19 protein-coding genes are annotated in these 12497 nt (G+C 65.1%); 13 read left to right on the forward strand and 6 right to left on the reverse strand.

What is annotated here, in order from left to right:
- Positions 1–134: 134 nt before the first annotated feature.
- Positions 135–776 carry a DUF1236 domain-containing protein gene (locus tag FLO80_RS00490; protein WP_246156494.1) on the reverse strand — a complete coding sequence of 214 codons (642 nt, stop codon included), beginning with the start codon at positions 774–776 and terminating at the stop codon, positions 135–137.
- Between the two features lie 540 nt (positions 777–1316).
- Here FLO80_RS00490 and FLO80_RS00495 point away from each other — a divergent pair.
- From FLO80_RS00495 to FLO80_RS22790, 4 genes are all read left to right on the forward strand, one after another.
- Positions 1317–1592: an ElaB/YgaM/YqjD family protein gene (locus FLO80_RS00495; protein WP_111362277.1), complete on the forward strand. Its 276-nt coding sequence runs from the start codon at positions 1317–1319 to the stop codon at positions 1590–1592.
- 6 nt (positions 1593–1598) lie between these two features.
- Positions 1599–1985 (forward strand): hypothetical protein, encoded by a 387-nt coding sequence (locus FLO80_RS00500; protein WP_111362276.1) that lies wholly within the window; start codon positions 1599–1601, stop codon positions 1983–1985.
- Between the two features lie 95 nt (positions 1986–2080).
- Positions 2081–2254, forward strand: a complete 174-nt coding sequence (locus FLO80_RS00505) for a CsbD family protein (RefSeq protein ID WP_111362275.1) — start codon at positions 2081–2083, stop codon at positions 2252–2254.
- A 39-nt stretch (positions 2255–2293) separates the two neighbouring features.
- Positions 2294–2455, forward strand: coding sequence for a hypothetical protein (locus tag FLO80_RS22790; RefSeq protein ID WP_188078181.1), 162 nt, complete (start codon positions 2294–2296; stop codon positions 2453–2455).
- Between the two features lie 240 nt (positions 2456–2695).
- On the opposite strand, the gene FLO80_RS00510 is transcribed toward FLO80_RS22790, so the two are convergent.
- A complete protein-coding gene (locus FLO80_RS00510; protein WP_111362274.1) occupies positions 2696–2929 on the reverse strand; it encodes a hypothetical protein in 234 nt (77 codons plus the stop codon).
- Positions 2930–3094: 165 nt separating this feature from the next.
- Between FLO80_RS00510 and FLO80_RS00515 the strand changes: the two genes are divergently transcribed.
- Positions 3095–3826, forward strand: coding sequence for a Crp/Fnr family transcriptional regulator (locus FLO80_RS00515; RefSeq protein ID WP_111362273.1), 732 nt, complete (start codon positions 3095–3097; stop codon positions 3824–3826).
- Positions 3827–4179: 353 nt separating this feature from the next.
- Here FLO80_RS00515 and FLO80_RS00520 read toward each other — a convergent pair whose 3' ends face one another.
- Positions 4180–4821 carry a YiaD family glycine zipper/OmpA-like lipoprotein gene (locus tag FLO80_RS00520; RefSeq protein ID WP_111362272.1) on the reverse strand — a complete coding sequence of 214 codons (642 nt, stop codon included), beginning with the start codon at positions 4819–4821 and terminating at the stop codon, positions 4180–4182.
- A 356-nt stretch (positions 4822–5177) separates the two neighbouring features.
- Here FLO80_RS00520 and FLO80_RS00525 point away from each other — a divergent pair, with 356 nt between their 5' ends.
- The 8 genes from FLO80_RS00525 (at position 5178) to FLO80_RS23125 (ending at position 10591) form a co-directional block, all read left to right on the forward strand.
- Positions 5178–6695, forward strand: a complete 1518-nt coding sequence (locus FLO80_RS00525) for a class I adenylate-forming enzyme family protein (RefSeq protein ID WP_111362271.1) — start codon at positions 5178–5180, stop codon at positions 6693–6695.
- 30 nt (positions 6696–6725) lie between these two features.
- Entirely contained in the window at positions 6726–7475 is a 750-nt protein-coding gene (locus tag FLO80_RS00530) for an alpha/beta fold hydrolase (protein ID WP_111362270.1), read from the forward strand.
- 2 nt (positions 7476–7477) lie between these two features.
- The gene (locus FLO80_RS00535) at positions 7478–7903 is read left to right on the forward strand and encodes a VOC family protein (protein WP_111362269.1); all 426 of its coding nucleotides are present in this window, start codon (positions 7478–7480) and stop codon (positions 7901–7903) included.
- 157 nt (positions 7904–8060) lie between these two features.
- Complete coding sequence (locus FLO80_RS00540; protein WP_111362403.1) at positions 8061–8675, forward strand: hypothetical protein; 615 nt, start codon at positions 8061–8063, stop codon at positions 8673–8675.
- Entirely contained in the window at positions 8672–9262 is a 591-nt protein-coding gene (locus FLO80_RS00545) for a class I SAM-dependent methyltransferase (protein ID WP_111362268.1), read from the forward strand. Before FLO80_RS00540 ends, FLO80_RS00545 begins: the two co-directional genes overlap by 4 nt.
- A gap of 83 nt (positions 9263–9345) precedes the next feature.
- Complete coding sequence (locus tag FLO80_RS00550; protein ID WP_111362267.1) at positions 9346–10056, forward strand: alpha/beta fold hydrolase; 711 nt, start codon at positions 9346–9348, stop codon at positions 10054–10056.
- Between the two features lie 3 nt (positions 10057–10059).
- Positions 10060–10293, forward strand: coding sequence for a hypothetical protein (locus FLO80_RS00555; protein WP_111362266.1), 234 nt, complete (start codon positions 10060–10062; stop codon positions 10291–10293).
- 79 nt (positions 10294–10372) lie between these two features.
- Entirely contained in the window at positions 10373–10591 is a 219-nt protein-coding gene (locus FLO80_RS23125) for a GDCCVxC domain-containing (seleno)protein (RefSeq protein ID WP_111362265.1), read from the forward strand.
- A 55-nt stretch (positions 10592–10646) separates the two neighbouring features.
- On the opposite strand, the gene FLO80_RS00565 is transcribed toward FLO80_RS23125, so the two are convergent.
- The 3 genes from FLO80_RS00565 to FLO80_RS00575 all read right to left on the reverse strand — a co-directional run bounded on the left by FLO80_RS00565 (position 10647) and on the right by FLO80_RS00575 (position 12494).
- A complete protein-coding gene (locus FLO80_RS00565; RefSeq protein WP_111362264.1) occupies positions 10647–11252 on the reverse strand; it encodes a methyltransferase domain-containing protein in 606 nt (201 codons plus the stop codon).
- Complete coding sequence (locus FLO80_RS00570) at positions 11249–11938, reverse strand: class I SAM-dependent methyltransferase (protein ID WP_111362263.1); 690 nt, start codon at positions 11936–11938, stop codon at positions 11249–11251. Before FLO80_RS00570 ends, FLO80_RS00565 begins: the two co-directional genes overlap by 4 nt.
- A 151-nt stretch (positions 11939–12089) precedes the next feature.
- On the reverse strand, positions 12090–12494 hold the full coding sequence (locus FLO80_RS00575; RefSeq protein WP_111362262.1) for a (R)-mandelonitrile lyase: 405 nt from the start codon (positions 12492–12494) through the stop codon (positions 12090–12092).
- Positions 12495–12497 lie beyond the last annotated feature (3 nt).

Below are 12497 nucleotides of genomic sequence, written 5' to 3' on the forward strand. Positions count from 1 at the left end.
CTCTCGGGGCGGGCGCGATCACACCATCGCCATCGGCGATCATTTGCAAAGGAAAAGGCGGCCCGGTTGATCGGGCCGCCTTTCATCGTGAGTGCAGACCCGTGGTTATCGGATCCGCCTTTTGCCGTGCAAGCTCACCGAACGATATGAATCACCCGGCGCTGTTCACGCTCGACAAGAACCCGCGTGCCGTTGACATAGGCATAGTGATACTCGCTCTCGGGAACCTCGGCCAGCTTCACCGTTTCGGGAATACCCGCGCCGACAACGACCTCGCCGTCAAGATAGACCGGATCGAGCGGGTTTTCCCGCACATAGGTCGTGACGCGTTCGTCGGGCGCAACCACCGCACCGAGGCCAGCACCGAGACCGGCACCGATCACAGCACCGACGGGGCCGCCAAGAATGGCACCGGCAAGTGCGCCGGTCACGCTGCCGCCGATCGCGGAATCAGGGTCTTTCTCATACGTGATGGTCTCGACCGCCAGCCGCTCGCGGTTGGCATAGATCGGTGATGCGACCATGGCCGTCAGATAATCACCCGACGCCCAGCCGCTGCTGTCGCCATAGGACACGCGGCACCAGTTGGAGGCTTCGAGACACCCATCGACCTTCACCGCCTGCGAGGTCGGGATCACGTCGACGATCTCGTAAGACACGCCGGGGCCTGCGCGCAGGTTCAGGTCAGTGAAAGCGGTCGCCGATGTTTCGGCAAACGCAGTTGAGGCAAGAAGCAGACCCGTCACGGTCGCGCCCAGTTTGAATGTCATAGACATGATATTGTCCTTTGTTGCTATCCGGGGTTATCGGAACGGCATGTCCGTTCGGCAGACCATGAGATGGGCCGCCAGGTGCTTTTCCGATGTCCGGAGAGCTGCTTTGCGAGCGAAGATTCGGTCGCTGAATTGCACGATGCCAGAGCTGCGCAGGTCATGGGCTGACGCAAATCAGTATTCAGAACATGACTTCAAGTGGCACAGATTGAGCGGGGCTGCGCTTGTCCAAGGCCGTTCGTCTTCGATGATGCGGGCGAGACTGATCCATGTTGTGGCCGGCTTGCCGAAAACCGGTTTAATCGGATCAGTGCGGTCGAAATCCGGTCCGCTGCCGAAAGGTGGAAAGTGAATGAACAAGATTATCTACATTGTCGGCCTGATCGTGATCATTCTTTTTGTCTTGGGTTTCCTCGGCTTGCGTTGAGCGGATCGACGCCTGTGATGCCCCTGTCACGCCTCGGCCAAGCTGCGCGACCAGACGCAAAAGCGACGTGAGCCCCGGCACTATCCGGCGCAATCACAATTATTCGGAGAGACGCCATGAGCACTTCCAACGCAGCAGCCCGCAAGGACGCGCCGCATACAGATGACCTGAGCCACCAGATCGAAACCCTGCGGGCGGATGTGTCGAAACTGATGGCCACCGTCTCGGACGATGTGTCCGACGGGATCGGCGAAGCCGGTCGCCAGATCGGCCAGACAGGGCGCGACGCGCGCAGGACGGCCACCAACACGGTGACCGAGCATCCCCTCGCCGCGGTGGGAATCGCCGCCGGTATCGGCTTGCTTCTGGGTCTGGTTGCCCGGAAAGGCTGAGCGCAGATGACCTTGGCGTTTTGGGAGCCGGTGCGGGATATCCTGCAAGCCACGTCGCGGGATATCGGAAACCGGGCAAAAGCCGGGATCGCCAAGGCGATCCTCGCGATCGTGGCGGCAGGTTTGCTGCTGTCGGCGGGGCTTGTGGCGCTTGCCCAAACGGTCGGTTACCCGATCGCGGCGCTGGTGTTTGCCGCCGTCTTTGCGTTGCTGGCACTGGTCGCCCATCTGATCGGTCGCGTGCTTGCCCGACGGCAAGCACAACGGATCGCCCACGCGAAAAGCCGCGCCGAGGCCGACCTTGCCCTTGCAACTTCGGTTGCCAGATCAACGCTTCCATTCTTGCCGCTCGTGGCGTTCGTCGCTGCCTTTGCGCTGGGGCGGCGAACGTAAATTGCCTGCCGCATCCGGCGGCACGGCGCACGGGGACGCGCCGCAGGACGAAGCCCTGCCCAACGTCCCAAACACTCTGGAAAGGAGCACCGAACATGGACAAGGACCGCATCAAGGGAAGCGCAAAAAAGGTCGAGGGAAGCTCGAAGGAAACCCTCGGCAAGCTTTCCGACGACCCCGAACTTGAGGCCGAGGGCAAGATCAAGAAGGCCGAAGGTGCCATTCAGAAGGCATTTGGCAAGGTGAAAGACGCCCTGCGCACAGGCTGACACACGACCATTCACGATCTCCGCGAAAGGAAGATACGCATGGAAAAGAACCGAAAGAAGAAAGCCGCCAGCACCGGATCGAAAGGGGCCAAGCCCCAGAGCGATTACAAGGCGCGCGCATCCGAAGGCAAGACGAGCCAGGCAGACAGCAAGTTTCAAAAACAGATCGGCAAGGCCAAAGATACCCTGCGCAAGGGGTGATGGCGCTGCCCGATGGCCCCGCCGCAGTGTCCCTCCTGCGGCGGGGTTACTTTGAACGCGGGGTCAAGGCGAACCGGCGCTTCCGGCTCCGGTCTTGTTGCCGTGTTTCAGGTGGGGGTATTTCGCGGCGGGTCTGGGCCGGTCCTGAGCGGGGGTTTGCACGGGGCCGCACCGATCTCGATGCCAACGCATCACGGGAATGGGGCTGCCGGGCGATCCATGTTTGGCCAAAGACCTCGTTCACCGGCGGCGCACGGAATTGCCACCCGCGAGGATTCCGTTGATGAGTGCCGAGACCGCGGCGTGCATTTCGGCCTGGTCGGCATGATCGGCGAACTCATGTGCCGCCGCCGCATCGCGAAGAACCCCCACGATCTCGTTTTCAGGGAGGATATTTCTGTCGTTCAGCGCCAGAAGCAGCGACTCGCAAATCGAGAGAGCGGCGGTTCCGGCAACGTCGTTGGGGACGGGCATGAGCGGCTTCGCTTTCTGTTGGAAGGGGAAGGAACAGGTTGGAACGTCTCGTGATCATAGGCGCGATCTGTTAAGCCGGGCTGATACAAAGCAGCATGAGGCACAAGTTTCCCGGTTATTTGAAAAGGACACATGACGCGCTGTCGATCCCAGTTGGAAAACGATATGTTGATCCATGAAAGCCCGTTGACGCGAAAGCTGTCCGCCTTTGTCGCCCTGTCAGGCGACGATCTGGAGACACTTGCCCGCTTTCACCAGCGCAGGCGGACGTTTCAGGCGGGACATGAACTGATCCATGAAGGGGGAAAGCACCAGTCCGCGTTCATCCTCGCCGAAGGCTGGGCCTGTTCCTACAAGATGTTGCCCGATGGCGAGCGGCAGATCGTGGATTTCCAGGTTCCGGGGGATTTCCTGGGGCTGCGCAGCGTCCTGTTTCGCGCGACGGATCACAGCGTCGAAGCCGTGACACGGATCGAAGCCTCCGAGGTTCTGGCCTCTGACATTTTCGACGGGTTTGCCACGGCGCCGCGCCTTGCCACGGCCATCCTGTGGGCGGCGTCGCGCGACGAGGCGATGGTGGTGGAGCATCTGGTCAGCATCGGCCGCCGCTCGGCGGATGAGCGCATGGCGCATCTCTTGCTGGAACTGGGGGCAAGGTTGATGCTGGTGGGCACCGGCGACAAGACGGGTTTTGACTGCCCGTTGACGCAATATCATCTGGCCGATGCGCTGGGGCTGAGCGCGGTCCATGTGAACCGCGTGCTGCGCCACCTGCGCGAAGAGGGGTTGGTGACGTTCCAGAAGGGGCGGGTCGATTTCAACGATTTGCCCGGGTTGACCAGGCTCGCGGATTTCGACCTTGATTATCTGGACCAGGACGGGCCGTTGCTGCGCTAGGGGCTGTCGCGTCGGATTGGAAACGCCCGGTGCATAAAGCATCGCCAGTTACCCGAGAGCATGGACCGCATTCCCAAGGAATCTCTTTTCCCCGGTCTGTTCGAAATGACGAAGCACCGCTTTCGGCCATACGAGGTTTCAGGCCGTTGCGGTGCTTCGCCTTTACTCGCAACATACAATCGACAGCAAGAATTTGCGCCGCCTGCTCTCACCATGGAGGGCTTGCGCGGGGTCGGGACTGATACAGGTTATTGCTTGTGGTGATTTTGCGCACATGCGTTGCGCCCCCGAAATGCAAGGAACGGGCGCGGGATCATCCCGGCCCGTTCCATGGCAACAGGTCGCAGGGCGGATCAGCCTGTCGGCGTGATCACGATTTCAACCCGGCGGTTCTCGGCGCGCCCGGCACTGCTGGCATTCGAGGCGATCGGCTCGTGAAAGCCGCGCCCTGAAACCACGACCCGGCTGGCGCTGGTTCCGTTGCCGATCAGCACACGTGCCACGGCCAGCGCGCGGTCCTGGCTAAGCTGGTTGTTGAGGGCTGCGGTCCCGACATTGTCGGTATGGCCGACAACGCGGACAGCGGAATCGGGATGGCGCTGCAAACTGTCTGAAACCGCCTGCAATGCCGGCCGGAAGCCGGGATCGACGACAGATGAGCCGGTGCGGAAGGTTACCGATTCCGGCAGGATGACCCGCAGGTCGCTGCCGGTATTGGTGATCGCCGCGCCGCTCCCGGCAAGGGACTGGCGCAGTTCGCGCTCTTGTGCGGCCATGTGCGCCCCGGCGGCCCCGCCGATAGCGGCACCAAGCGCGCCGCCGATCACGGCCCCGCGCGTGTCGCCCCCGATCATCTGCCCTGCCGCCGCGCCGGTCAGACCACCGACGATGGCACCTGTGCCGGGTTGATTGGCGGTCCCGTCAGGATATGTGCATCCTGCCAGGATCGAGACCGAGAGAACGCCGATTGCAATTTTCTTTCCATGATAGCCCATCGTCCGTGTCCTTCCAAAGGTGCGGCCTGTACAGGAACTGCCAGGTCGTCACGCAAAACCTCGGTCAGTATGCCGCGAAGCATCATGTGCGCTGCTGATCTAGGTTAACCTTTGAGGAAGAAGCGGCGCCGCTCTGTGGCGGGGTGCGTTCGTGGGGATGCGCGTCGCTTCGGGCCGGGGCGAGGTTGCGGGATGAAATGCCCGGCGCTGACGGTGTGAGCACCCGGCCGCGGCCGCGTGTTGGCCGGTGTTTTCCTGCCGAACGGAATTTTTCCGCGGACGTTACGGAAAGGCGTTGCTCGCGGTGGTGACAGCGCGCGCGCAAAAGGGCAGGATCGCGCCAAAGGGAGGCCCTTATGAAGCGCATACACCAGATGCTGAATGCCGCCGCGCGCGCGCGTGGGAGCGAGCTTGGGATCATCGACCATGACGACAGGAGCTATGACTGGGCCGCGATCAAGGCCGGGGCCGAGGCGGCGCGGGATGCGTTGATCGCCCGGGGCGTGCAGCCGGGCGACCGGGTGGTGATCGTGCTCGAGAACAGCGCGGCGATGGTGGCCTTTCTCTATGCCTGTTCGATGATGGACGCGATTGCATGCCCGGTGAACGCGCGGCTGACCGATCCCGAGATCGACCGCATCCTGCGCCATTCCGAGGCGGCGGCGGCGGTGATGACGGTCGCGACCGGGCCGGCCCCGCGTCAGCATGCCGAGCGGATGGGTGCCGAGGAGGTGCCGCTTCCCACTGGGACGGTGGCGATCCTGTGCCGCGACGGGGCCACGCCCGAGCCGGTGCACGAATCGCCCGAGCACCAGATCGCGATCCTGCTTTACACCTCGGGCACGACCGGCATGCCGAAGGGGGCGATGCTGTCGCATGCCGCGATGCTCAATTCCGCGGCGGCGTCGGAGGATCTGCGTGACCTGGTGGCCGAGGACGTGACCTATCTCGCGCTGCCGATGAGCCATATTTTCGGGTTGGCCACGATCCTTGCGATCACCCGGTCGAAAGGGGCGGTGCGGCTTGAGGCGCGGTTCGACGTGGCGCGCCTCTTCGAGGCGCTGCGCACCGATATCACGGTTCTGCCGGCGGTGCCGCAGATGCATGCGCAACTGTTCCATTATGCCCGCAAGCAGGGGGTCGAGCGCTACGAGGCGGGGATCTTGCGTTACACCTCGTCGGGGGGTGCGCCGCTCGATCCGGCGTGGAAGCGCGAGGCCGAGGATTTCTATGGTGTCGCCTTGCAGAACGGCTATGGGCTCACCGAGAGTTCCTCGGGGGTCTGTGCCACCAAGAACGAGCTCGGCGATCCCGACAATTCGGTCGGCGTGCCGATGCTGGGCAGCGAAGTGCGGGTGAACACCACCGCGCCGGGGTCGAACCCGGCCGAGGGAATCGGCGAGGTCGAGATCGGCGGGCCGCAACTGATGCTGGGATATTTCCGCGATCCCGAGGCGACGGCGGCGGCGATGACCTCGGACGGGTGGCTGCGCTCGGGCGACCTGGGGCGGTTCGACCGGCATGGGCGCTTGCATATCGTGGGGCGGACCAAGGAGTTGATCATCCATTCGGGGTTCAACATCTACCCGGCCGAGATCGAGGCGGTGCTGACCGAGCACCCGGACGTCATCCTCGCGGCGGTCGTGGGGCGCCGGATCGAGGGCGGCAACGAGGAGGTCGTGGCCTTCGTGACCACGGTGCCGGAATCGGGGCTGACCGAGGCGGCGCTGAAGGCGTATCTGCATGACCTGCTGGCGCCCTACAAGCGGCCGGTGCGGATCGTGGTGGCCGATGCGCTGCCGGCCGCGCCGTCCGGCAAGATCTTGAAATCCGGCCTGCTGGAGTATTTCGCCGAGGAGCTTGAAGCGGATTAGATATGCGCGAGCTGAGCGTTGGAGGCTGCGATGAGTGAGTATCTCGACACGCCGCAGGGGCGGCGGCTGGCCTATCACAGGAGCACGGGGCGGGGCCCTTGGGTGGTGTTCTGTGGCGGGCTCAAATCCGACATGGAGGGCAGCAAGGCGCTGCATCTCGAAGCCTGGGCGCAGCGCGAGGGCCGGGCCTTCCTGCGGTTCGACTATTCCGGGCATGGCGAAAGTTCGGGGGCTTTCACCGATGGCTGTATCGGTGATTGGCACGAGGACACGCTGGCGGCGGTGGATGCGCTGACCGAGGGGCCGGTGCTGCCGGTGGGCTCGTCCATGGGCGGTTGGCAGGCGCTGTTGCTGGCGCGGGCCCGGCCCGGGCGGATCGCGGGGATGGTGACGATCGCCGCGGCGCCGGATTTCACCGAGGATGGATACTGGGCCGGGTTCAGTGACGCGCAAAAGGTGCAGCTTGAATCCGTGGGGCACGTGGAATTGCCCAGCGATTACATGGAGCCTTACGTGATCACCCGCCGGTTGATCGAGGACGGGCGCACGCGGCTGGTGCTGCGGTCGCCCCTGCGGCTGCCGTTTCCGGTGCGGTTCCTGCAAGGCACGGACGATACGGCGGTGCCGGTCGCAACGGCGGTGCGCCTGCTCGATCATGCCGAGGGGCCGGATATGCGGCTCACGCTGGTCAAGGATGCCGATCACCGGTTTTCCGACGAGACCTGCCTTGACGTGATCGAGACGGCGCTTGAGGATGTTCTGGAACGGGCGGGGGCATGAAGATGGAACAGAGAGTATCGCTGATCACGCTGGGGGTGCGCGATTTGCCCCGGGCGGTGGCGTTCTACGAGGCGCTGGGGTGGCAGAAGGTCGAGAGCCCGGACGGGATCGCGGTGTTCGACCTGATCGGGCAGAGCCTCGGGCTTTATCCGCTGGAAAAGCTGGCCGAGGATATGGGGGTTTCACCCGAGCGTCTTGGCACCGGGGCGGCGACGCTGGCCTGCAACACGCGCGAGAAGGACGAGGTGGCGCAGGTCATCGCGGCGGCGCGCGCGGCGGGGGCCGAGGTGCTGCGCGAGGCGGGCGAGGTGTTCTGGGGCGGAGTCGTGGGCTATTTCGCCGATCCCGAGGGCCATGTCTGGGAAGTGGCGTGGAACCCGTTTTCGCCGCTGTCGGAACGCGGCGAGTTTCGCTGGAACGGGTATTGAGGGGCGCCTTTCCGGGATCAAGGCGACAGGCCGGGGCGGATGAAAGGGGGGCGCTGCCTCCTTCGGCGCAAAATGCCCGGCATTTTGTCGCCTTCACCCCCGGAGTATTTGCCGCAAGATGAAGCGGGGGAGGGCCGGGATGCGCAAGCCGCGCAGCATGTGGAGCCTTGAGACGCTGGGCCGGGTGCGGCTGTCGCGCTATTTCTACATGCGCGAGTTTCTCTATTCGGAGATTGCCAATTTTCATGGGCTTCAGAACATCCCCGACGATCCCGACCTCGCCATCGAGAACGGGCAGGCGTTCTGTGCCGCGCTGCTCGATCCGCTGGAGGAAACATTCGGGCGGGTGGCGGTGCGGTCGGGCTATCGCTCGGCCACGCTCAACCGGTTCGGCAACGAGAACGGTTTGAACTGCGCGCGCAATGACTATCCCCAGGAGTGCCATATCTGGGATCGCGGGCGCGGCGAGGAGGCGATTGCGGGTGCCTCGGTGGTGATTCCGTGGTTTGCCGATCATTATGCGGGCGGGCGTGACTGGCGCGACCTGGCGTGGTGGCTGCATGATCATCTGCCCTATTCCGAATTGTGGTTCTTTCCCAAGCTCTGTGCCTTCAACATCAGTTGGCGGCCCGAGCCGTGGCGGATGATCTCGTCCTACATCGCGCCGCGCGGCACGCTGTTGCGGCGCGGTGCGGCCCCGGGTGAGGGGCCATCGGAGCGGCGCGCGCGTTATGCGGATTTCCCGGCGTTTCGCGGGTTGGCGGGGCCATGAGCGATCTGTGGGGCGTCTATCAGCGCAACGCGGCACGGTTCGACCGCGAGCGCGACACGCAGCTCCATGAGCGCGGCTGGCTCGAGCGGTTCTGCGGCCTGCTGCCGGCCGGCGGGCGGGTTCTTGACCTCGGCTGTGGCTCGGGGCGGCCGATGGCGGAATACCTGATCGGGCTGGATTTCGATGTGACCGGCATGGATTTTGCGCCCGCGATGCTCGATCTCGCGCGGGCGCGGTTTCCTGCGGCAACCTGGCGAGAGGGCGACATGCGGGCGCTGGACCTAGGCGAGGTCTTTGACGGCGTGCTGGCGTGGAACTCGTTCTTTCATCTTGGCGGCGCGGAACAGCGCGAGGTGTTGCCGCGGATGGCGCGGCACCTCGCCCCCGGGGGCGCGTTGATGCTTACGGTGGGGCCGGGGGCGGGCGAGGCCTGGGGCGAGGTGGCGGGCGAGCCGGTGTTTCACGCCAGCCTGGCAATCGGGGAATACCGTACGATCCTTGCCGATGAAGGGCTGGACCTTGTCGCCTTCGTGGCCGAAGACCCGGGATGCCAGGGCCATTCGGTGCTGCTGGCGAAAAAGGGCTGAGCGGTGGGGGGCGACGGGAAACCGGTTGACGCGGCGGACCAGATCGACAGAGTCCGACCAAGGTTGAAGGAGCAGGAAATCTCATGCAGGAACCTCTGGTTCTGATCCCGGGCATGATGTGTGATGCGCGGCTTTACGCCCCGCAGATCGAGGCGTTCAGCCGCGAGCGCTCGGTCACGGTGGCCTGTGCGACGCGCGGTGAGCGGATCGAGGAGATCGCCTCGACCATCCTTGACGGGGCGCCGCAGAAATTCGCGCTGGCCGGGCTGTCGATGGGGGGGATTGTCGCGATGGAGGTGCTGCGGCGGGCGCCCGACCGGGTGACGCGGATCGCGCTGATGGACACCAACCCGCTGGCCGAGACGCCGCAAAGCTCGGCGATGTACGAGCCGATGATCGTGGGGGTGAAGGCCGGGCGGCTCGACGAGGTGATGCGCGGGTTTCTCAAGCCCGAGGTGTTTGCGCCGGGGCAGGGACGGATGGAGGTCATGGCGCTCATGGCCGAGATGGCGCAGAGCCTTGGGCCCGAGGTGTTCCTGCGGCAGGTGCGGGCGCTGCAACGGCGCAAGGATCAACAGGCGGTGCTGCGCAGATGCAAGGTGCCCGCGCTGGTGCTGTGCGGCGAGCATGACCGGCTGACCCCGGTCAAGCGTCATACCTTCATGGCCGAGCTGATCCCCGGTGCGCATCTCGAGATCGTGGCCGACGCGGGCCATGCGCCGGTGATCGAACAGCCCGAGGCGGTGAATGCCGCGCTGTCGGCGTGGTTGGCGCAGCCCTATATTCTCAGGTAGCCGATGGCAAAGAAGGATCGCCGCACCCAGCTTCGTGATTATGCCCGGCGGGTACGTAAATGGAGCCGCGATCACATTCCGCCGGGGCTTCGGCTGGTGGCGGGGCTCGTGCTGATGGCGGGCGGGGTTCTCGGGTTCCTGCCGATCCTCGGGTTCTGGATGCTTCCGCTGGGCATGGCGGTGGCGGCGGCGGACGTGTTGCCGATCTGGCGCTGGTGGAAGAGGCGCAAGGATTGACGCCCTTGTTGACCCCGGGGGCACGGGCGCTGGACGAGGCCCGGATCAACGACTACCTTGTGACCGTGGTGTGAGCGTGATGAGCGATGTTGAAATCAAGCTGCGATCGACCCTGACCTGTCCGCATTGCGGGCATGCCAGCGAGCAGACCATGCCGACGGATGCCTGTCAGTGGTTTTACGACTGCGCGTCCTGTGGTGCGGTGCTCAAGCCGAGGCCCGGGGATTGCTGTGTGTTTTGTTCCTATGGCACGGTGCCCTGTCCACCGGTTCAGGCGGGGCACGATTGTTGCGGATAGCACGCGAGCGGCGCATGTGGCGGCAGATCACGCCGAGCCGGTGCATCGCGCGGGGCTATTCGTTCCGGTCACGGGTTTTGAATATGGCCATCTGGCTGGCGCCGCCAAGCTGGGGATGGGCGCCGGCAATGTCATGAAAACCCACGTCATATCCCGCCGAGCGCCCGGCCCGCTCGCACCATTGGCGAAACCGCGCGCGGCTCCATTCAAAGCGGTGATCGGGGTGGCGAAAGCGGTGCGCGGGCACGCCGAGCAGGGGGTTGAACTCGGCATTGGGGGTGGTGACGATGACCGTCTGCGGGCGCATCGTGTGAAACACTGCACGTTCGAGCCGGGACAGGCGGTCGGGGTCGATATGTTCGATGGTCTCGACGAGAACGGCGCAATCGAACCCGGCAAGATCGGGGGCCGGGTCGGTCATCGAGGCGTGGCGCAGCTCGATCTGCGCGGCGTTGACGGGGTGTTTGGCCAGTCTTTCGCGCAGCCGGTCGAGCGAGACCTGGCAGATGTCGAGGCCGATCAGCGCCTCTAGGGGCAGGGCGGCGAGGCGCAGGAAGAGTTCGCCATCGCCGCACCCGAGATCGGCCACGCGCGCGGGCGCAAGGCGCGCGACCGCGTCCTGCACGGCGCGCAGCCGTTCCTCGTGGTGCCATGTGGTCATGTGGCGGCCCCCGGGCGCTGCATCAGCACGACATCTTTGTGTGGCACCGCGCAGGACCAGCCCCAGTGCCGCGCAAGGTGATGAAAGGTTTCTTCGCGGTAGAACACCACGTGGGTCGGGTCCTTGCGATAACGCCAGTTGGCGAAGCGGTCGTCATCGGTCTGAAAGCAGGTCATGATGGCGAGCCAGCCGCCCGGGCGGAGCAGCGCGCGCAGGCGGGCGAACTCCTCGGCCGGGTGGTGGAAATGCTCGGCCGCCTCGGTGCAGGTCACGAAGTCATAGGTGTCGGCGAGCGGCGCGGGATCGGGGGCGAAGAACGGATCGTAAAGCGCCACGTCATGCCCGGCCTCGCGCAGCATGGCGGCCAGCGCCGGGCCGGGGCCGCAGCCATAATCGAGCCCATGCGCCCCGGGTTCCAGCCGGGCCAGCAGGGGCGTGGCCAGCCGGTCCAGAAACCGGCGATAGCCGGGATCGTCGGGGTGGTTTTCATGGGTGAGGTAATGCGCGCGCTCGTCCCCGAGTGTGGGCCGGTGCGCGGGCGCGAGGAAGCGCGCCTGGCAGGTGGGACAGCGATGATAGCGCTGGTTCCCGATCGTCTGGAACGGCGCGGCGGGGGCCGCACAGACCGGGCAGGGCGGGATGGGGCCCGCGCGGGTCGCGGGGGATGTGCTAGGTGAGGGGTTCATACGCCGCCGTTATTATTATCGGCCCGTGTCCGGCCTGCTCCGGGCTTGCACGAGATCGGGCGCTGGCGTCAATGGCCCCGATCTCAAGGCATGTCGCAGCGGAACGGAGTCTGGCCTGCCTGCCCCGGGTTTCCAGATCAAACGCGGCGCGTCAGGCGGGATCGGTGCCGTAATCGGTGTCTGACACCTTTTCGAGCCAGTCGGCGGCGCGATCGCCGTCTTTTTCCTGGATCGCGATATGGGTCATGGCGCAATCGGGGGCGGCGCCGTGCCAATGCTCTTCTCCCGGTTCGAACCAGATGACATCGCCGGGGAAAATCTCGCGCACGTCGCCGGTGCGGGTGCCGATCCGGCCCTTGCCTGCGGTGACGATCAGGGTCTGGCCGAACGGGTGGGTGTGCCACGCGGTGCGCGCGCCCGGCTCGAACGTGACGGAAAGGGAGGCCACGCGCGCGGGCGGGGCAGCCGAGATCACGGGGTCGAAACGGACGGTGCCGGTGAAGTAATCGGGGTTGGGGCGTTCCGAGGGGCGCGAGCCTGCGCGGTGGATGTTCATGGG

The sequence above is a fragment of the Aquicoccus porphyridii genome (genome assembly GCF_008369105.1).
Lineage (GTDB): Bacteria > Pseudomonadota > Alphaproteobacteria > Rhodobacterales > Rhodobacteraceae > Aquicoccus > Aquicoccus porphyridii.

Bases quoted from the DNA above. Each gene is read 5' to 3' on its own strand.
- FLO80_RS00570 (WP_111362263.1), bottom strand. From the start codon at position 11,938: ATGAACCCCTCACCTAGCACATCCCCCGCGACCCGCGCGGGCCCCATC.
- FLO80_RS00510 (WP_111362274.1), bottom strand. From the start codon at position 2,929: ATGCCCGTCCCCAACGACGTTGCCGGAACCGCCGCTCTCTCGATTTGC.
- FLO80_RS00500 (WP_111362276.1), top strand. From the start codon at position 1,599: ATGACCTTGGCGTTTTGGGAGCCGGTGCGGGATATCCTGCAAGCCACG.
- FLO80_RS00545 (WP_111362268.1), top strand. From the start codon at position 8,672: ATGAGCGATCTGTGGGGCGTCTATCAGCGCAACGCGGCACGGTTCGAC.
- FLO80_RS00535 (WP_111362269.1), top strand. From the start codon at position 7,478: ATGGAACAGAGAGTATCGCTGATCACGCTGGGGGTGCGCGATTTGCCC.
- FLO80_RS00575 (WP_111362262.1), bottom strand. From the start codon at position 12,494: ATGAACATCCACCGCGCAGGCTCGCGCCCCTCGGAACGCCCCAACCCC.
- FLO80_RS00495 (WP_111362277.1), top strand. From the start codon at position 1,317: ATGAGCACTTCCAACGCAGCAGCCCGCAAGGACGCGCCGCATACAGAT.
- FLO80_RS00515 (WP_111362273.1), top strand. From the start codon at position 3,095: ATGTTGATCCATGAAAGCCCGTTGACGCGAAAGCTGTCCGCCTTTGTC.
- FLO80_RS00540 (WP_111362403.1), top strand. From the start codon at position 8,061: ATGTGGAGCCTTGAGACGCTGGGCCGGGTGCGGCTGTCGCGCTATTTC.
- FLO80_RS00490 (WP_246156494.1), bottom strand. From the start codon at position 776: ATGTCTATGACATTCAAACTGGGCGCGACCGTGACGGGTCTGCTTCTT.
- FLO80_RS00525 (WP_111362271.1), top strand. From the start codon at position 5,178: ATGAAGCGCATACACCAGATGCTGAATGCCGCCGCGCGCGCGCGTGGG.
- FLO80_RS23125 (WP_111362265.1), top strand. From the start codon at position 10,373: ATGAGCGATGTTGAAATCAAGCTGCGATCGACCCTGACCTGTCCGCAT.
- FLO80_RS22790 (WP_188078181.1), top strand. From the start codon at position 2,294: ATGGAAAAGAACCGAAAGAAGAAAGCCGCCAGCACCGGATCGAAAGGG.
- FLO80_RS00530 (WP_111362270.1), top strand. From the start codon at position 6,726: ATGAGTGAGTATCTCGACACGCCGCAGGGGCGGCGGCTGGCCTATCAC.
- FLO80_RS00555 (WP_111362266.1), top strand. From the start codon at position 10,060: ATGGCAAAGAAGGATCGCCGCACCCAGCTTCGTGATTATGCCCGGCGG.
- FLO80_RS00520 (WP_111362272.1), bottom strand. From the start codon at position 4,821: ATGGGCTATCATGGAAAGAAAATTGCAATCGGCGTTCTCTCGGTCTCG.
- FLO80_RS00505 (WP_111362275.1), top strand. From the start codon at position 2,081: ATGGACAAGGACCGCATCAAGGGAAGCGCAAAAAAGGTCGAGGGAAGC.
- FLO80_RS00565 (WP_111362264.1), bottom strand. From the start codon at position 11,252: ATGACCACATGGCACCACGAGGAACGGCTGCGCGCCGTGCAGGACGCG.
- FLO80_RS00550 (WP_111362267.1), top strand. From the start codon at position 9,346: ATGCAGGAACCTCTGGTTCTGATCCCGGGCATGATGTGTGATGCGCGG.